The organism is Arthrobacter monumenti (genome assembly GCF_054511255.1).
In genome coordinates this window covers 82,108-100,232 of sequence record NZ_JBTNCY010000012.1, presented here as the reverse complement: position 1 = coordinate 100,232, position 18,125 = coordinate 82,108, and the positions used below count along the sequence as shown (strand labels likewise).

General features: G+C 63.4%; 16 protein-coding genes. 6 read left to right on the top strand and 10 right to left on the bottom strand.

All coding sequences use genetic code 11. From position 1 onward, the window contains the following. Positions 1-191: 191 nt before the first annotated feature. Positions 192-563, bottom strand: a complete 372-nt coding sequence (locus tag ACX80B_RS16490; protein ID WP_459298135.1) for a hypothetical protein — start codon at positions 561-563, stop codon at positions 192-194. Between the two features lie 344 nt (positions 564-907). On the opposite strand from ACX80B_RS16490, the gene ACX80B_RS16485 reads away from it, so the two are divergent. Next, positions 908-1,699, top strand: coding sequence for an alpha/beta fold hydrolase (locus ACX80B_RS16485; protein ID WP_459298133.1), 792 nt, complete (start codon positions 908-910; stop codon positions 1,697-1,699). 46 nt (positions 1,700-1,745) lie between these two features. Here ACX80B_RS16485 and ACX80B_RS16480 read toward each other — a convergent pair whose 3' ends face one another. Next, the gene (locus tag ACX80B_RS16480; protein WP_459298131.1) at positions 1,746-2,669 is read right to left on the bottom strand and encodes an oxygenase MpaB family protein; all 924 of its coding nucleotides are present in this window, start codon (positions 2,667-2,669) and stop codon (positions 1,746-1,748) included. A 116-nt stretch (positions 2,670-2,785) separates the two neighbouring features. On the opposite strand from ACX80B_RS16480, the gene ACX80B_RS16475 reads away from it, so the two are divergent. Then, positions 2,786-3,085 (top strand): type II toxin-antitoxin system VapB family antitoxin, encoded by a 300-nt coding sequence (locus ACX80B_RS16475; protein WP_459298129.1) that lies wholly within the window; start codon positions 2,786-2,788, stop codon positions 3,083-3,085. Then, positions 3,078-3,827 carry a LytR C-terminal domain-containing protein gene (locus ACX80B_RS16470; RefSeq protein ID WP_459298127.1) on the top strand — a complete coding sequence of 250 codons (750 nt, stop codon included), beginning with the start codon at positions 3,078-3,080 and terminating at the stop codon, positions 3,825-3,827. Before ACX80B_RS16475 ends, ACX80B_RS16470 begins: the two co-directional genes overlap by 8 nt. Before the next feature lie 64 nt (positions 3,828-3,891). Here ACX80B_RS16470 and ACX80B_RS16465 read toward each other — a convergent pair whose 3' ends face one another. The 4 genes from ACX80B_RS16465 to aceA all read right to left on the bottom strand — a co-directional run bounded on the left by ACX80B_RS16465 (position 3,892) and on the right by aceA (position 8,424). Continuing rightward, positions 3,892-4,539, bottom strand: a complete 648-nt coding sequence (locus ACX80B_RS16465; protein ID WP_459298125.1) for a TetR/AcrR family transcriptional regulator — start codon at positions 4,537-4,539, stop codon at positions 3,892-3,894. A 41-nt stretch (positions 4,540-4,580) separates the two neighbouring features. Next, the gene (locus ACX80B_RS16460) at positions 4,581-5,294 is read right to left on the bottom strand and encodes a DsbA family oxidoreductase (protein ID WP_459298123.1); all 714 of its coding nucleotides are present in this window, start codon (positions 5,292-5,294) and stop codon (positions 4,581-4,583) included. 171 nt (positions 5,295-5,465) lie between these two features. After that, on the bottom strand, positions 5,466-7,091 hold the full coding sequence (gene aceB, locus ACX80B_RS16455; protein WP_459298121.1) for a malate synthase A: 1,626 nt from the start codon (positions 7,089-7,091) through the stop codon (positions 5,466-5,468). A gap of 19 nt (positions 7,092-7,110) precedes the next feature. Further along, positions 7,111-8,424, bottom strand: coding sequence for an isocitrate lyase (gene aceA / locus ACX80B_RS16450; RefSeq protein WP_459298119.1), 1,314 nt, complete (start codon positions 8,422-8,424; stop codon positions 7,111-7,113). Positions 8,425-8,571: 147 nt separating this feature from the next. On the opposite strand from aceA, the gene ACX80B_RS16445 reads away from it, so the two are divergent. The 3 genes from ACX80B_RS16445 (at position 8,572) to ACX80B_RS16435 (ending at position 10,986) form a co-directional block, all read left to right on the top strand. Next, entirely contained in the window at positions 8,572-10,062 is a 1,491-nt protein-coding gene (locus ACX80B_RS16445; protein ID WP_459298117.1) for a helix-turn-helix domain-containing protein, read from the top strand. A gap of 82 nt (positions 10,063-10,144) precedes the next feature. Next, a complete protein-coding gene (locus tag ACX80B_RS16440; protein WP_459298116.1) occupies positions 10,145-10,660 on the top strand; it encodes a nucleotidyltransferase family protein in 516 nt (171 codons plus the stop codon). Next, a complete protein-coding gene (locus ACX80B_RS16435; protein WP_459298114.1) occupies positions 10,657-10,986 on the top strand; it encodes a HepT-like ribonuclease domain-containing protein in 330 nt (109 codons plus the stop codon). Before ACX80B_RS16440 ends, ACX80B_RS16435 begins: the two co-directional genes overlap by 4 nt. Before the next feature lie 125 nt (positions 10,987-11,111). Here ACX80B_RS16435 and ACX80B_RS16430 read toward each other — a convergent pair whose 3' ends face one another. From ACX80B_RS16430 to ACX80B_RS16415, 4 genes are read right to left on the bottom strand one after another with little or no spacing between them, the layout of a single operon-like run. Then, on the bottom strand, positions 11,112-12,374 hold the full coding sequence (locus ACX80B_RS16430) for a Wadjet anti-phage system protein JetD domain-containing protein (protein ID WP_459298112.1): 1,263 nt from the start codon (positions 12,372-12,374) through the stop codon (positions 11,112-11,114). Beyond that, positions 12,371-15,772: an ATP-binding protein gene (locus tag ACX80B_RS16425; RefSeq protein ID WP_459298110.1), complete on the bottom strand. Its 3,402-nt coding sequence runs from the start codon at positions 15,770-15,772 to the stop codon at positions 12,371-12,373. The genes ACX80B_RS16430 and ACX80B_RS16425 overlap by 4 nt, the downstream gene beginning before the upstream one ends. Next, positions 15,769-16,581, bottom strand: coding sequence for a DUF4194 domain-containing protein (locus ACX80B_RS16420; RefSeq protein ID WP_459298108.1), 813 nt, complete (start codon positions 16,579-16,581; stop codon positions 15,769-15,771). Before ACX80B_RS16420 ends, ACX80B_RS16425 begins: the two co-directional genes overlap by 4 nt. Continuing rightward, positions 16,578-18,080 (bottom strand): DUF3375 domain-containing protein, encoded by a 1,503-nt coding sequence (locus tag ACX80B_RS16415; RefSeq protein WP_459298106.1) that lies wholly within the window; start codon positions 18,078-18,080, stop codon positions 16,578-16,580. The genes ACX80B_RS16420 and ACX80B_RS16415 overlap by 4 nt, the downstream gene beginning before the upstream one ends. Positions 18,081-18,125: the final 45 nt, after the last annotated feature.

Genomic DNA, 18,125 nt, shown 5'->3' with positions numbered 1-18,125 from the left:
GTCTTCAGATGAAGGATCAGTCCGCCCGGTCGTGACCGGATTCTGACGTCATTTACGGTCGGAACGATGTCCCAGGACATGGGTGAACGATGTCTTGAGTCCACACACCCCATCCTCCGCTGTTGAAAAAGCGGCTCTGACCAGCGGAAACACTGGCCAGAGCCGCTTTTGTTTTGCCCTCATGCAACAGCCTAATCCGATAAGGGCGTTGACGGGGTGAAGGCATTCTTATACGTGCCGTCCGGGTTCTGCTCGTTATCGACCCTGTTTAGGCGCTCGGCTTGTTCGGCTTCGGTCGGCTGCACCGGCTTCGGGTCCGTCCGTGAGATGAATCGATGAATTCCGACAAGCATCATGATGAAGCCGATTAAGGATACGACAGCCCCGAAGAACACGCCGCCGCTCGATCCATCCCCGCCAGATGAGAACGGGCCGGCTGTCAACATGCTCATAAACCCCATATAAGCGGCAAATACAGAGATGGTGTTGCCGCCGACCATCAGGACAATGCCCCAAACCGTAATGCCTGCCGCTGGCTTGAGTTGTTTTTCTGCGGCTTCCATAATTTACCCCCTGTTATCCAGTGTGAATGATGGGACATACGATACATCAGGCAAACAGCTGCCACTATGCGTCCGTCCGCCTGCCTCACCGGCAATGAACAGGCGGCCGGTCGAATGGAAGGAGCCGGATGAGATGCCGAGACGGTTATTGAGTCTGGATTTATTCTTAGGGGCGTTGGCACAGGACGTTTAGATGCTTTTTCGGAGGGAAACCTGCCCCGTGCCGCTTTCTTTCGCGCTTGCTATGCGCTTTCACGTCACTGAAGCTATGCCTCTTAGAGCTCAATTATCCTCTCCTCCGGCTTTTCCTTCCTCTGTCAGTGCCGGGCGGTAGCGTCGGGCATATGGATACCTCCGCAATAAACACTGTTCGTCTTGGCTCCGGAAAACCGGTATTGATGGTCCACGGTCTCGGTTCGTCCTGGCGGAATTGGGACCCGGTCCTCGACCGGCTTACGGCCGAGCGGGAGGTCATCCTGATCGACCTGCCCGGATTCGGGGACAGTCCGGCGTACGAGGGCGAAGTCACCATGGCCACTCTGACCGACGCCGTCCAGGCGTATATGCGCGACAACGGTCTGGAGGACGTTGATCTTGTCGGCAGTTCCATGGGCGCGCGCATGGTTTTGGAACTGGCCCGCAGGGCTGCCGGCGGCAATGTCGTCGCATTGGATCCAGGTGGCTTCTGGAACAACCGACAACGCGTTATTTTTGGCGCTTCGGTGGGACTGTCCATCAAGCTGGTCCGGCTACTCCAGAAACCGATGCCCGCTATCGCCGGAAATCCGGTTGGCAGGACACTGCTGCTGTCCCAGTTCAGCGCCCATCCATGGAAGCTGCCGGCCGCTCTTGTCCTGCAGGAGATGCGCAGCTTTGCCGCGGCAACCCGGCTGGATGAGTCACTGGATGCCCTGGTTAAGGGACCTCCGCAGGAAGGTGCCCCGGCAGGGTCGACGCCGGGACGGATCGCCATCGGGTGGGGCCGGCGGGATCTTGTAACCGTACCGGGTGAGGCGCGCGTCGCCATGACGAAGTTTCCGGACGCAACCGTACGCTGGTTCGAGCAGTGCGGTCATTTCCCGCATTGGGACCGGCCGGACGAAACGGCGGACTTCATTCTTCAATCGCTGCGCTAAGTCCGGCCTGTAACGCGCAGATCCCGCCGATCCGCCCGCCACCTGATCACTCCTTTTCGGCGTCCAGCAGACCGAGCCGGACCAGCCGGTCCCGCGCAGCGAGTTCGCTCGGACCTGCCGGACCAAGCGCCAGGCGCATGAAGGCCAGCACCCCGCGCGTGGCCGCACCGGCGGGCAGGGGCAGCGGGCCCAGCGACGGCGGGGTCACCCCGAGGAGCCGCTGGAATTTCGGCTCGATGGTCGAGACGGCTCCGGCAAACAGGATCCGGTGCCCGGCCTTTAGCGAAGGATGAAGGGGAGGGTCGCGGATGAAGCGGACGGCTTCGGCAACTTCGGCACTGTGGGTGAGGGTTCCGGCGTCGTAATATGCGTCGAGTTGTCCGCGAAGCTCTGCTTCGGAGCGCGGCGGATCGGGTACATGCATCAGGAGCCCGGCTTCGGCCCACTCTGCGACGTACTGGTCGGCACCGCCCGGGATAGGTTTGCCCCAGGCCTGATGGCTGCGGAGGAATGAATCGGTGAAGGCAAGGTGAACCCAGCTGAGCAGTTCCGGATCGTTGGCGGAATACTGCCGACGCCGGCCGTCTGCGTCGATATAGGTACCAGCCACCTTTTCATGCAGGTGCAATACCCAATCCGAGGCTTCCTGCGCGGCCTTGGTGTCTCCGTACGTGACGGTGAAAATCCAGCGGATGGTTCCCGCCAAGCGCCCCAGCGGATCTTCCCGGAACCGCGAGAAATTATAGACACCGGCCATGGCGGCCGGGTGCAGGGTCTGCATCAGCAACGCACGGATCCCGGCCACGGTGGTCGCCATCGAACCATGCACCGCCCAAGTGGCGGAGCCTGGCTGGAAGTGACCGGCGTCGTCGCCGTCGGCAAGCCGGCGCACCCAATCCGGCCTTCCGTCCTCCCGGCCGGTGAAGGTTTTGCGCAACCGGCGCCTCTGAATATCCAGGAATCCGCTCATGAAACCAGTATGCGCGTCGTTCGTCCGGGGGCCTTCAGGTAACCATTTGGCCACGGCAACACGGGGTCCGAGAGGCGAATATTCATTTTCGCGGCCATGTTCTCTAGGCTGGACGGGTGATCTTCAAAGCTGTGGGCGAGGGACGCCCTTACCCTGACCATGGTTACCAGACCCCAAAAGACTGGGCCGCAGTGCCGCCAAGGCAGGTTCGACTGGACGAACTTGTCACCACAAAAGGCACGCTGGACCTGGAGGCGTTGCTGGCGGAAGACTCCACATTCTTCGGCGATCTGTTCCCGCATGTTGTGCAGTGGAAGGACACGCTCTACCTCGAGGACGGTCTGCACCGCGCCGTCCGTACCGCCCTGCACCAGCGTACGATCCTGCACGCCCGTGTACTGGTGATTAATGAGTGATCCGGAGCGGCCGGAGCGCAGGAAAAGACGATTTGGACGACGCCGCCCGGCAGACCCAAGCACTCTTCACGGCCAGAAAATCGTCACCAGTGATGATCTGCGTGAGGTTTTCGACGACGGCGGTGAGGTTGAGTACCTGCCCGGCTACCGGCGTCGGATCCTTCATGGGGTAGTGCTGACCATCCTCGTGGCGATGATTATTACGGCCGTGCTGCTGGCGCTGGCGATAGCCCGTGGCGATCTCACGGTGCCATTCCTGGAAACGGAGGAGGATGAGCCGTTCGCCTGCCCGACGGCGGTGGTGAACTTCCCAGCGAATGAGGACGTCACGGTCAACGTTTTCAACAGCACGGACCAGGGCGGCCTCGCTGGAAGTGTCGCCGACCAGCTGCGGGAACGTGGCTACGATGTGGGCGAGGTTAGCAACCGGACGCTCAACAATAATTCCGTCACGGCAGTGGTCGTTTCCGGTACCGATGGGCTGGCCAGCGCATTGAACCTGCAGCGGACCATTGTGGAAACCGAATATCTGCAGGATGAGCGGACCGGCGAGACGGTGGACATTGTGCTTGGACGAGGGTTCGTCGGGTTGGTTCCGGCCGGAGAAGTGGACCAGTCGTCAGGTCAGGTGAGCTGCCCCCGGTTGAATCCTGTACCCACTCCGGGCACCGGAACTGCAACACCGCCGGTTACGCCGGAAACGGAACCGGCAACCTGGCAGCCGGCCGAACAGGGCAACTGAACCGGTAATCCGGTGGGCAGCAGCCTTCTGACCCGCTAAAGTCGCGGTCTCGCTGGCAGGACCGTCAGTGGGGTTTGTAAACCTGCATGGGTGCGCCGTCGTCGTCGAACCGGGCGCCAACGCCGGCCTGGATGAAGCGGACCGTTCCGGCGGTTTTCTCCGCGCGCTGCTGGTCCGGATCTTTGGAATCCGGACCGCGGGCAGCGCTCGCGCCGAGGGAGCCATGCACCAGACGGGCGAGTTCAACGACGTCGTTCTCCGGCAGGTAGCCCTGATCCATGCCTTCACGCAGGATGTCCTGCAAGAGGGCATCGAGTTCCCCAACATGGGCCGCGAGTTTCGCGAAGGACTCCTGGGACAACACGGAACGGATGGCCGGCCCCGGCGGCAGGTGCCGTTTGGCGAGATCCTCCAGCTGCGCCCGGACGAACAGGGACAGCTTGTCGACGGGATTGCCGACGTGGCCGAGGTCTTCCTTCAGGTCGGCCAGGAAGCGTTCGGTCTCGTCGAGCGCGTACGCGACGAGCAACTCCTCAATATCCGAGAAGTAGTTGTAGACCGCGGTCCGCCCCACCCCGGCATGACGCGCGACGTCCGTCATCGTCAGCCCAGGCAGTCCGTGGCTGAACAGCAATGCACCGAAAGACGTCAGGATCCGGCGCCGGGTGTTGGCCCGTTGCTCGGTATTGGTCGGGGCGGTGATCCGTGGCATGGAGACACTTTACCGCGGACTGTCAGTAAAACCGGATGAAGCTACGTCGTGCAGCCGTCGGGTCCGCAGACACCGCCGTCGGCTCCGTTGGTCCCTTCCGCGTTGGCCATCACGAGAGGGTGCGCCTCTTTCCACGCCTCGTTCAGCGCGTTCGTGAACACCTCGACCGGCTGGGCTCCTGAGATTCCGTATTTACGGTCAAGCACAAAGAACGGGACGCCGTTGACGCCCAGGGCGCCGGCTTCGGCAATGTCGGCGCGGACGTCGTCGGCATGGCGGCCGGACTGCAGCGTCTCCCGGATCTCAGCTTCCTCGAGTCCCAGTGCCGTGCCCAGTTCCACCAGCGTGTCGACGTCGGCAATGTTCCGGCCCTGCTCAAAGTGAGCCGCCAGCAATGCCTCTTTGGCGGCGTCGGCCTTGCCCTGTGTACCGGCCAGGTGGATGAGCTGGTGGGCGGAGAAACTGTTGGCGACGACGAGACCGTCATAGCGGAACGTCAAGCCTTCGCCGGCCGCCTGCTCCGTGACGTGTTCGAGCATCTGCTGCACGCGATCGACCGGCATGCCCTTGCGCTGGCTGAGGTACTCCAGTTCGGTCCCCTCGAAGCCTTCGGGGATGTTCGGATCGAGTTGGAAACTGCGCCAGGACACCTCCACGTCCGCCCGGTGCGGGAAGTCCGCGAGGGCGGCTTCGAAACGGCGCTTTCCGATATAGCACCACGGGCAGGCAATGTCGGACCAGATTTCTATCTTCATGTCCCGCACAACCACGGCCGCCGGGAGAATGTTCCCTGCGGTGGCGCCTTGGAAACCCGAAGTAGCGCCCGAGCCGCGAAGTAGCCCGTTGCAAGGAGCTACTTCGAGGCTCAGGCGCTATGTCAACGAGTCCATGAGCCGGCGGGCAACGTGAGCACGCGGGCAACGGGCTTACGCTGCGGCCAGTTCGCGGCTTTCGCAGAGGTAGCGTGCGTACGCGGGGACGGTGAGGAAGGTGGGGAATTCGTCACCGAGGGCGACTTCCTCGAAGATTTCGAGGGCGTCATCGAAGCGGTCCCCATCGAAGCGGTGCAGTGCTTCGAATTCGTCCTCGAGCAGTTCCTGGACCCATTCGGCGGTGATGATCTCGCCGTCGTTGGTTATGGCATTGGCGCGGATCCATTGCCAGATCTGGGACCGGGAAATTTCCGCCGTGGCGGCGTCTTCCATCAGATTGTTGATCGCGGCGGCGCCGTTTCCGCGAAGCCAGGACTCGATGTAGCGGACGCCGACTTCGATGTTGCTGCGGATGCCGGTCTCGGTGATCATCCCTTCGGTGGCTGCGATGTCGAGCAGGGCCTTGTCGCAGACCGTGACGTCCTCACGGCTGCGGCCGAGCTGATTCGGGTTCGTGCCGAGGACGCCGTCGAAGACCTCCATGGCGACCGGGACCAGGTCGGGGTGGGCGACCCAGGAGCCATCGAATCCGTCGTTGGCCTCGCGGGTTTTGTCCGCCCGGACCTTCTCCAAAGCGACGGCGTTGGCTGCTTCGTCCCGGTGGTTCGGGATGAAGGCGGCCATCCCGCCGATGGCGTGGGCGCCGCGGCGGTGGCAGATCCGCACCAGCTGCTCGGTGTAGGAGCGCATAAACGGTGCGGTCATGGTGACCTGGCTCCGGTCCGGCAGGACGAAGCGCGGTCCACGGGTGCGGAAGTTCTTGATCACGGAGAAAATGTAGTCCCACCGGCCGGCGTTGAGCCCGGCGGCGTGTTCACGCAGCTCGTAGAGGATTTCCTCCATCTCGAACGCGGCGGTGATGGTCTCGATCAGAACCGTCGCGCGGATGGTGCCTTGCGGAATGCCGAGCAGGTCCTGGGCCAGGATGAAAATGTCGTTCCAGAGCCTGGCTTCGAGGTGGTTTTCGATCTTCGGCAGATAGAAGTAGGGGCCGCGGCCCTGGGCGATCAGCCGGCGGGCGTTGTGGAAGAAGTACAACCCGAAGTCGACCAGCGCGCCGGCGACCGGAGCGCCGCGGACAAGCATGTGCTTCTCCGGCAGGTGCCAGCCGCGCGGCCGGACCACGATCGTCGGCAGCGCATCGGCGGTGTTGAGACTGTATTCCTTGCCCTCGGGGGAGGTGAAGTCGATGTTCCGGTCCAGGGCATCCATCAGGTTCAGCTGCCCATTGATGACGTTCGACCAGGTCGGAGTGGAGGAGTCTTCCATGTCCGCCAGCCACACCTTCGCCCCGGAATTGAGGGCGTTGATCGTCATCTTGCGGTCGACCGGGCCGGTGATTTCGACCCGGCGGTCCTGAAGCCCCGGCGCGGGCGGTGCGACCTGCCAGCTCTCATCGTCCCGGATGGACTTGGTGGCGGGCAGGAACTTCGGATCGGAGCCGTTGGCAATACGGTTCCGGCGGGCCTGCCGGTCCTGCAGCAGCTCCTGCCGGCGGCCGGTGGTTGCCTGATGCAGCCTGGCAACAAATTCCAGCGCCTCAGGGGTGAGGATTTCGTCCTGCCGCCTGACCGGTGGAGCGGTCAGGGTAATGCCGTTCAAGGTGATGGTCTCGTTCATGGGAATTCTTCTCCTGCTTCTAGAATTGGGATTCTTCGGTGGAACCGGCCAGGGCCAAGGTGCCGGCGCCGGGATTCAGGGCGGTGGCAATCTGGTCGAAGTAGCCGGTGCCGACTTCGCGCTGGTGCTTCGTGGCGGTGTAGCCGCGGGACTCGGAGGCGAATTCGCGCTCCTGCAGGTCGACGTAGGCGCTCATGCCATCCCGGGCGTAGCCGTGGGCCAGGTCGAACATCGAGTAGTTCAGGGCGTGGAAACCGGCCAGGGTAATGAACTGGAACGTGTAGCCCATCGCGCCGAGTTCGCGCTGGAATTTCGCGATCGTTTCCGCGTCCAGGTGCTTGGACCAGTTGAACGACGGCGAGCAGTTGTAGGCCAGCATCTGGTCCGGGAATTCGGATTTCACGGCCTCGGCGAACTTCCTGGCCAGCTCCAGATCCGGCGTCCCGGTCTCCATCCAGATCAGGTCGGAGTACGGGGCGTAGGCCTTCGCCCGGGTGATGCAGGGCTCGATGCCGTTGGTCACCTTGTAGAAGCCCTCCGCGGTGCGCACTGGTTCCGATCCTTCGCGGACCAAATACTGCTGGTCCCGCTCGTCGACGTCGGAGGTCAGCAGCGTCGCGGCTTCGGCGTCCGTGCGGGCAACAATCACCGACGGAGTGCCGGCGACGTCGGCGGCCAACCGGGCGGCGTTGAGCGTCCGGACGTGCTGCGAGGTGGGAATCAACACCTTTCCGCCCAGGTGCCCGCACTTCTTCTCGGACGCGAGCTGGTCCTCCCAGTGCACGCCTGCCGCACCGGATGCGATCATCGACTTCATCAGTTCGTAGGCGTTGAGCGGTCCACCGAAACCGGCCTCGGCATCGGCGACAATCGGCACCATCCAGTCCTCGACGCTCTGGATGCCCTCGGCGAATTCAATCTGGTCCGCCCGCAGCAATGCGTTGTTGATCCGGCGCACGACCTGCGGGACCGAGTTGGCCGGGTACAGCGACTGGTCCGGATAGGTCTGCCCGGAAAGGTTCGCATCGGCGGCAACCTGCCAGCCGGAGAGGTAAATGGCCCGCAACCCAGCCTTGACCTGCTGGACCGCCTGGTTACCGGTCAGGGCCCCGAGCGCGTTTGTGTATTTACCCTCCACCGATTCTTCAGTCAGCTGCGTCCAGAGCTTTTCCGCCCCGCGGCGGGCGAGCGTATGCTCCTCCTGCACACGGCCGGCCAGCTTGACGACGTCGGCAGCGGAGTAGTCGCGGCGCGTTCCCTCCCAGCGGGGATCGGCCTGCCACTCCAGCTCGAGGGCTTCGATGCGGGCTTCGGGAGTCTGATTCTGCGTCATGGTGGCTCTCCTTCTCTGGCGCTGAACCGGCGCGGCCGGTTCGCTGTGGCGTGAACTTCTTCGTAACATCCACCTTTCTGCACTTTGCAAGCACTTACCAGAGGAAATAAATGGAAAGATTCGCGTTTCTTCTCGTATCATCAAGAAATGCAGACTCAGAGCTGGAACCGGCCCCGCAAACCTTCCACGCCGGATCACAACGGCGACGCCGGCATCGACGTCATCTCGCTGGGCCGCCGAGTGCGCCACCTGCGCAAGGCAGCCGGCATGACGCTGGACGACCTGGGCGAGGCAGTCGCCGCGGCCCCCAGCCAGCTGTCGCTGATTGAGAACGGCAAACGCGAACCCAAGCTGGGAATGATCAAGGCTCTCGCTGCTGCCTTCGGCGTGGGCATCGATGAACTCCTGGGTGCTGAGCCGCCCAGCCGCCGTGCCGCGCTGGAAATCGAGCTGGAACGGGCGCAGCGCGGCCCGCTCTACCAGGCACTCGGACTGCCGACCGTGCGGATCTCGTCCCGGCTGCCGATGGATGTGCTCGAGTCAATGGTGGGCTTGCAGAACGAGCTGGAACGCCGGCTGGATGAGCAGGCCGCGACACCGGAGGAGGCCAGGCGGGCCAATACCGAACTGCGCACCGAGATGCGTGAGCGCAACAACTACTACCCGGAGATCGAGAGGCAGGCACAGGAGCTGCTTGACGCCGTCGGGCATTCATCCGGTCCGTTGTCCCACCACGTTGCCGCCGATATTGCCGAGCATCTCGGTTTCGGGCTGCGTTTCGTGGGGGACCTGCCGCATTCGACCCGTTCGGTGACGGATTTGAAGAACCGCATAATTTTCCTGACGCAGAGTTCGCGCGCCGATCATGATCCGCGTTCCGTACTGTTGCAGGCGCTGGGACACTATGTGTTGGGGCATGAGACGCCGGTGGATTACAGCGATTTCCTGCGGCAGCGCGTGTACACCAATTACTTCGCCGCCGCGCTGCTGATGCCCGAGCGGGACACCGTCGCATTCCTGCAGCAGGCCAAGAACGCCAAGGAGCTCGCGATCGAGGACCTGCGTGATGCCTTTGCCGTCTCGTATGAATCCGCGGCGCACCGGTTCACCAATCTGGCCACCGAGCACCTCGGCATCACCTGCCATTTCCAGAAAGTGCACGAATCCGGCATCATCCACAAGGCCTATGAGAACGACGGCGTCAACTTCCCGGCCGACCACACAGGCGCCATCGAGGGCCAGCCGATTTGCCGATACTGGACCTCCCGCGAAGTGTTCGACGTGCCGGACAAGTTCCGGGCCTACAACCAGTACACCGATACGAAGGTCGGCACCTTCTGGTGCACCGCGCGGACGGAACGGCACTCATCGGGGCTGTACTCGCTGAGCATCGGCGTCCCCTACGCCCAGGTGAAGTGGTTCCGCGGCCGGGACACCACCGAACGGTCCAAGTCGAAGTGCCCGGACGAGACGTGCTGCCGCCGCCCGCCGGAGGACCTGTCTGCGGTGTGGGCCGGTCAGGCTTGGCCCGCCGCCCGCGCCAACACCCACCTGCTGGCCGCGCTGCCGCAGGGTGCGTTCCCGGGCGTGGACGAGACCGAGGTGTACCAGTTCCTGCAGGCCCACGCCGGGCGGTAGTGGGCACTGAACACGCTAACCCAACCCAAAAGATGTACATCTTTATGGTCATCTTTACCTGGGGTGTTTTATGATGGGTTCTATGCCGCGTGAACTCAAAGCTGCCGCCGGGCCCTTCGACAGTCCGGCAGTTAACGATGTCCTGCCCGTTGCAGCTGCGCGGGCCGCCCTGCCCGGGATCCTGCGGCGATTTCGAGTCGATCCGGATGCAGGCCCGGTATTCGTGGGATCCCATCGCAAGACGGACGGCGTCATTGTGCCGATGAGTCTCTATCGAAACATGCGGGCAGCGGAGAGCGGGGAGTCTGTCGCAGTCCTCGACTTCATCAGGCAGCGGCGGCGACTGATTGCGCGCTTGGCGGCACTGTCCCACCTCGAAGATGTTGCTGTGTTCGGCTCGGCGGCACGCGGCGAAGAGAACCCTGAAAGCGATGTGGATTTCCTTGTCGGCCCGGACGAGGAGGCCAGTCTCTTTGACCTGGCACAGTTCGCGGAGGACATGGAGCAACTATTGGCCCGCCCTGTGGATGTTGTCTCCCGCCGTGGGCTGGACGCTGTACGTGACCGGGAGATCCTTGCTGAAGCTGTAACTCTGTGAGTGAACCTCATGATCGGACCGAACGATGGCTGGCCGACCTGGAGGCCAATCTGGACCTGTCAGCCGAACTCGCGAGGAGGGGCCGGAAGGCTTTTGACTCCGATCCTGCGATTCGGCTTGCCTTCGAAGCGCTCTGCAATCGGATAGGAGACTTGTGCAAGGGGCTTCTTGCTGCAGATCCTGAACGTTTCTCCGAACCGATCTGGCGCCAGGCGGCGAGAAACCGCGACTTCGTGGTTCACCACTACGATCGTGTGGACGAGCGGGCACTGTGGGTAACGGTTACTGTCAGCTTTCCGGACTTGCGCAGCAGGCTCAATAATTAGCCGCTCGTGGCACATCGAGCGGGTCCTTCCTGGACTGGTCCTGCATTGTAGAGATGCTCACCTGTGGGCGCGGATGAACTCCACAACGGGTCCAGCAGCGATTCGGTGCCGATCACTCTTGTCACTTATCGCTGGTGTAGTGGGTAAGGCCGGTGACTGGAACTGGTCAGCACGTCCAAGCAATGTGGCCAGTCGAGACGCTCCTGTTCGAGTCGCAGGTGGCCATGTTTCGCCAACTCCGCAACTACATCGCGCTCCGCAGGCAGCAGGTGTTGCAAGTCACCGGTGGCTGGTCGGCTCTCGACCACACACAGGTCCCGGTACGCATAGAGGGTTTCGAGGTTCATCAAAACCGTGGTGACGTCGAGCCCGTGGGCACGCAGCCGGTTAAGGATGGCGAAGCCGTGGCTGTCCAGATCGCCCCAGTAGATAATCCGTCGATCTGCGGCCCACGGGACGCGGGCCAGCCGGTCGACGGCGTATCCGGAACCGTGGATGACGACGGCACCATCCATAGGCGGCATCGCCAGTACCGATTCGAGATTCTCAAAGACGAACACTGTTGTTGGCTCAATATTCATGGCCGCCAACTGTTCGAGTGGCACGGAGATATCAGTCAGACCGCCGGGTGCCAGATCCGGGTCGAGGAATCGGGCGCGAACCAGTTCCGGTTTGGTGGCCAAACCAAGCCCATGGTGCCCGGTAGCTGCCCGGTGCAGCCGCTCGACCAATCCGCGGTGAGCACTGACCCACTTGGAATGCACCCCCCGGATCGGCAACTGGCGGATATACAGCCCGGAGTCCGGGCGTTCAGCAAGCCATCCCAGGACACCGAGCAGGCGGTTGAAATCCGCCTCGTCCATCGCCGCAATCTCCCGGTCGTTGCGTGGCAGGGCGTCTGCAAAACCGATGACGTCTGCCGCGCATTCTGAGGCGAGGCGGGCGAACCGAGTGGCGAGTTTGGCCCAGTGCCGGCTTCGGTCCGCAAATCGGGCGACGTCGGCTGGGGCGGGAAGGATAAGCCGCTCCGGCACCTGTTGGGAGCCCAGGCTGGCCCAGCGGCGCCCGCCCCAAACAACGTACTCCTCCGGCTCGGATTCCCAGGTTTGAACCCACGCGATCGCCATCTGTTGGTCCGCGAGGACCTGTCGTTCAGTGGGTGGATGCAGCGGCAGCACAAACGTGGGGGCGCCCTCGGTCGACCGGTCCGCCTGCGGCTCGCTCCCGGGCGAAGGAGCCAATACCGGTAGGCCCATACCAAGGTGACCGGTTATCGAGGCGCGGTGCGCAGAAATTGCGGCAGCCGCGGCCCACCGGCCGGCATAGCGGTCGTACTTCTTCCGTGCCTGGGCGCGCGCGTCATAGGGTGTGACGTGGGAAGGGCTCACCAGAGCGTGCCGACCTTCTCAAGATCTGAGGGAGCCGCTTCGCCCTGAGGATCCTTAGATATCGGCGCCGTTTCGTTCGCCTCGTTGTCCCCTTCGACCACATCATCGTCGTCGGTCTCAAAGTCCACGCTGCCGATGCTGGAGGACCGGAAATCCTTGCAGGTGACCACCGCCATTCCGCCGATATAGTCCTCGAGCGTGCGCAACAGCTTAAGCGGAGTGGCCAGCACCATGTGGAAGCCGAATTCACGGAAAACGTCCATGGCCATCTTCGTGAACCTAGCGTCGGCTTTGTCGAAGGCCTCGTCCATAATGACGGTGCCGTACCGTGGAATATCCTCGTCCTCGCCGGCAAGTTGATATCTCAGCGCCGCAGCCAGGCAGAAGGTCACAAGTTTCTGCCGTTGCCCGCCGGACAGCCCTGCGGACGAATCATGGATGTTGACCACCGCACCGGCGTCATCCACTTCGGTGGCAGTGAACCGCACATGCAGGCGCGTGTCCAGGCAGTGGTTACGCCAGGACATGTCCGCGGGTTCGCTGGAGGCGAGTTTGTCCATGATCCGACGCATGATTTCGAATTTCGCTTCCGCGGCGTCGCGATCCGGGGCGGCCCAGGATCCGGCGGCGATATCTTGCAAATCGGTGAGGAACTGCCTGCCGAGTTCGCCGCGGTTCTCCCGCACCGAGATCTTCAGGTAGCGTCCGGCGTCGAATACGGAGCGGCGCAGCGAGCGGTTGACTGGGTCGATGCGTTCCCGCACCTCCGCCGGAGCCCGCCGGATCTCGGCGGCAAGCTGGGCGACATTCTGCTGCGATTGCTGCTCGAGCAGGTCGAAGAACCGGCTCTCGAACGTCGGCAGCCCGTCCGCGATAAGCCCAGAGAGAATCTCAAGGTATCCCGCACGGTCCTCGACAGCCGGTTCCAGGTCCGCCGTGACGGCCGGCCACAGCTGGCGGAATTCCTGTGCCCGGGCCGCAAAGGACCGGGCGGCAGCCTCGGCGCGGGTCCTGGCTTCCTTCTCCTGAGCGGCGAGCTGGTTCCCGACCTTGAAGGCGATGTCGTCGATCACCTCATGCGACATCTTCCGCCGGTGTCCCAGGAACAGCTCTTCCAAGCGGGTGCGGGGTGCCGCGGCGACAGGTTCGACGTCGGCCGCTTCCTGCAGCCCGGCGATAGTCTTGTCCAACGCATTCAGCGCTGCCGCAGCTTCGGCGCGCTCTTGCCGCCGTTCCTTTTCCAGCTCCTGGGCTGTCTCGAGGCGGCCAGCGGCTTCCTGCTCGGCGTCTTGGGCGCGGCGTAGGTCCGCACTTGCTGCGAGCATGGTCTCAAGTTGCCGGGTCTGCTCGGCGCTTCGGGCATGGGCGGCGTCGACGTCGATTTCCTCCCAGCCGAGATGCTCCAGCTGCTCGAGGGCGGCGGCCCTCGCCTGTGCGGCGCCACGCATGGATTCGACTTTGTCAATTCGGACCCGGGCGTCCTCAACCTCCGCGCGCACCGCCTTGAGCCGTTCGATGAGGAGCTCCAGCTTGGATTCGGTATCGAAACCGAGATACCAGTTGCCGCGGTCGTCGACCTTGTGCCGGTCATCCTTCTCGTACCGCGTGCGGGAGCGCTTCACCTGTCCGGCCCGGGTCACCGCGCGTTCATGGCGCCCAAGATCAGTCGGCGAGTCCACGCATGCATAATCAAACCGACGGGACAGTTCCGTGTGCAGCCAGGCGGCCATCGGGGAATCCGCGACCTGAACGCGATGGACCAACGACGACGGCGCATCAGTTTTCCGTGGCGCTTCGACGCGGGCAGGAATTTCTTCCAAAACCAACCGGGCGCCGAGGTGAACGGAGTCGACGGCGTCGCGCACGGCGGGCAGGTGTGTCGCCGGAACAAGCATGACTGTGGCCAGCGGACGGAGCACCCGCTCGATGGCACCGCTCCAGTCGGCGAATTCGGGCAGCACCTGCAACAACTCCCCGGCGAATGGCAGCGATGCCTCCGGCAGTCCCGCCTGGCTGGCAACGAGGTGACGGGCATCGAGCAACCGGCGGTCGAGGTTGGAACGCTTGCCGTGTAGTGCCTCCAGATCCGCCTCGAGGTTCCGCTGCCGGGCGGCCGCATCGGCGCGTTTGTCATGGACGGCGATCAGCTCCGTTTTGGCCCGTTCGCCGGCGGCCTCCAAACCTGAGCGTTCATCGCGGGATGCGGTCCGCAGTTCCTCGTAGGCGGCGACCGAGTCGGGGAAGTCGACGCCGACGTCGGTCAGCCTGCCTTCGATGTCGGCCCGTCGCCGCTGGACGTCCCGCAGCCTCTCATTGGCCAATTCTATGCGTTCGCGCTGCTGTTGCAGGGCCGATCCGCCACTTTCCTCGACCTGCCGGCGCGTGAGCGAATGCGCATCCTGACAGTCCCGGCTCTTCCCCTCGGCCCGTTTGGCGGCGTATTCCGCGGTTAGCAGCACCTCTGCTGCGGTTTCGCGGGCGTTGCGGGCCAACCGCAGTTTCCATTCGTCCTTGAAGGCGGGTATGACGTCGTTAAGAGAGGTGGCGTCCGCGGCATCCGCTGTGCCCGCTTCGAAAGTGCGAACTGGTTCCTCAAGTTCGTGGAGATGATCGCGTTGGCGTCGCGCTTCAACAACGGACCGGTGCGCTTGCGAGAGTTCGGAAAATTGCGCGACGGCATTCTCCGCCAATTTGAACGTCTTAGGGGCGTCCAGCATAAAGGAGCGGAACAGGTCATCAAGATTACCCAAAGACTTGGCGGACTGTGTCTTGTGCAACAGGAGGACCGCGTTGTCTCCCGAAATCCCCAGCAACCGGCAGAACCGGTTGGCGAATGCCGAATGCTTCGACGTCACCAATGCATCCGGCCAGGCAGACTGGATCCGCCTATGCTCAACGCCATTGCGCATGTGCTCGACAAAGTCGGTCAGCGCGGCTTCTTGCTGCAAGAGCAGACTCAGTTCCTGTACCTCTGCCGAAGTGGTGGCCCCGCGGCGGAGGTGGTAAAGCTTGACCAGGAGCACTGGCTTATTGTCGGTGCCGTCGGTGTAGCGCAAGAGTATGCCGCTGAACGTGGCGCCCGGGCGCAGATAGTCGCTGGAGATCTCGCCGGTATCTTCATCAGCGCTGCGACGCCACGCCCCGCGCATGTAACTAACGAGACTGCGGTCCTCACCCCGTGCCGCCGTATCCTGCGCGGCGGCGTTGAACCGCAGCTTGCCCCTCGGGGTCAGCACTGCGGAGACAGCATCGACCAGCGAGGACTTTCCGGAGCCGGAACTGCCGGTGACGAGGAATCCCATCCGCGCGACGTCGACGGCGTGGTGCCCCGTGAAAGTGCCCCAGTTTAGTACCTCGACTCGGTCCAGCCGCCACTGTCCGTTACGGATACCGGTCATGGTCTCTCCCCGTGCTCGTCCGTGTCGGTGGCCTCTGCGGGCCCTTCCCCTGCCATGGTGCCATCCGGCTCAGACAGTTTCTCGTCGTCGGGAGCGTCTTGCTCATCGCCGGCCCCGTTGCCCGGTTCAAGAACAACTTCGGGCTCGTCGCCCTCCGCGTTTTCCGATAAACGGCGGTATTCTGCCCGCACGGCAGCGATCTCATCGGGCCCGAATACCAGCCGCAACACCGGTGAGATTTCGAACCGTCCCTCGGTCGTGGTCGGCGCAAGCAGACCGTACTTAACCATTTTTTGCCAGGACGAATTGATTCGCTTGGCGAATCCGGCTGGGTCAGCGTTGTCTTTGCCGCGGTAGACCTGCAACTGATCGGCCACCTCGTCCGCACCGACGATGGCCTTGGCGCCGGAGGCCTCATGCAGCAGTTGCTGTCGCAGATGCAGCAGCAGTGCCGTGTCCAGAAATGTCAGCGTTGCTGTGCGTATCACTTTCGGTGCGTCGACGTCGGCACCGGCGTTGCGTACAAACGCAATTTGGGCCTCGTGGTCGGCGACCAGCTCGAGGAACATGTCGGCCAGCCGGGCACGGATCTCCGCCTCGTCGGCCAGCAACGCCGACCAGAGGTTCGGGTGCCGTGCCGCCGACAGATAGGGCCCACGCAACAGTTGTACGAGCGTTCGGCGGGAGGCTTCGCGCAGGGTGCCAGTGTCGCCATCCCAAAGTCCGGCGGCGGATCCGCCCACTGCGGCCTCCGGATCGGTGCCGGCGTTTGGAGGGGCGCCCATGGGCTCGGTATGCGGCTCAGTCATGTCTCGATCCTTTCGCTGAATAGGTAGCGGCCAACCGTCCCGCGGCGGGGGGCCGTTGCCACGGCATCGAGGGGACCGTTTGGTTTGCTGACGCCGACGTTCGCACTGCTGGATTCCCAGGTGACGTCCTCGCGCCCGTCCAGGGCAGTGGCATGCTCTTCAGCAAGCACCAGCAGGCCGACGACGCTGGCCACGCCTTGGGTGGCCGGATGCCAATCGAGCACCTCGGCAATCGTAGCGGCTCCGTGTTCGACCAACACTGCGTTGACGTTGTCCTCAAGTTCGGCCATGTCGATCTCGGAAGCCCGTGCGAGCGCGCGAAGCTCCTCGACGTCGACCGGGGCAGCAGCGTGTTCGACGACGTCCTGCGCGGCCTCGAAATCGGCCGGATTGTGCAGGTTCAAGGAGGCGACGGAATCGAGCGGAACGCTGGTCAAGTCCAGCCGCATATCTGTTTTCACATAGGGCTTGACCCGCGTCGACGTCGACATGGCCTCGCCTAGAGCCTCGCGCAACCGGCGGCTGATCAACCGCTCGTGTTGCAACTGCTGGCTCTGGACGAAGCGGCGAAGGCTCCGGCTGAAGGCGGTCATCACGGCATGGATTTCCGAGCTTCGGTCCTGCAACGTGGGCAACAGCCGCCGCAGTACGCGTAGCTGGGTTGGCGACAACTGTTCGACGAAGTCGCGGTCCATGATGCCCGCGACACTGTCCTCGAATTCGAGCCCGTGTTCAGGATCGAGCAGCAAGGCGTAGAAGCCGGAGAAACTGCGGCCGGCCTCGGACTCAGCGAGCAGGTCCACACCGCGGAAGATGTTTTCCAGCACGGATGAACGCGGCCCATCCTGTTCTATGAGACGTTCACGCAGATTCCGGTTGAGGGACTCCATTTGCGCCCGGACGCGGGCAAAATCGGCGGGCACCTCTTCGGCGAGGGAGAGGATGTCGCGGATCCGCTCGACGGCTTGCTCGGTGTGCAGGACGTCGACGTCGCCGCCTTGGACCCGGTCGATCTGCTCATCGATCCGGTCGCGTTCGGCGCGTAGCGCGGCCAGCCGGGTCTCGACGTCGGGGTCCGTGTCCCGGGCGAGGGTGCGCAACCGATCCAGGATCGTGGCCAGTCTTGACTCGGTGACGGTCGGGCGAGGTTCGGCCAATTGAATGACGAAGCGGATGGCGGTTAGGGCGCCCTCGGACAGTTCCAGTGTTTCTTCCCTGGCTCTGTCGGCAGTTCGCCGAATGAGTATGCCGTCGTTGCGCCAGTCGGCGCAGTAGGCCTGGGCTGTTTGCGGTAGGTCTAACCCGTTGCCCCGCAGCTCCTCGAGATCCTCCTCGATCCTGTCGAAGAGCACCGGTGCGGCGAGCCGACGCTGTTCGGCGCCCAGATGCCGTCCTAGTATGGCGACGGCGACGGCAGCGTTCCTGCCACGCAGCATGATCCAAGCAGGGTCGTCCTTCTGAAGCCGGGATGCGACCATGGCCGTGCGGAGAACACTCACAGGTCCAATCTATCGACTGGTACCGACAGATAAAGATTCCTGTCC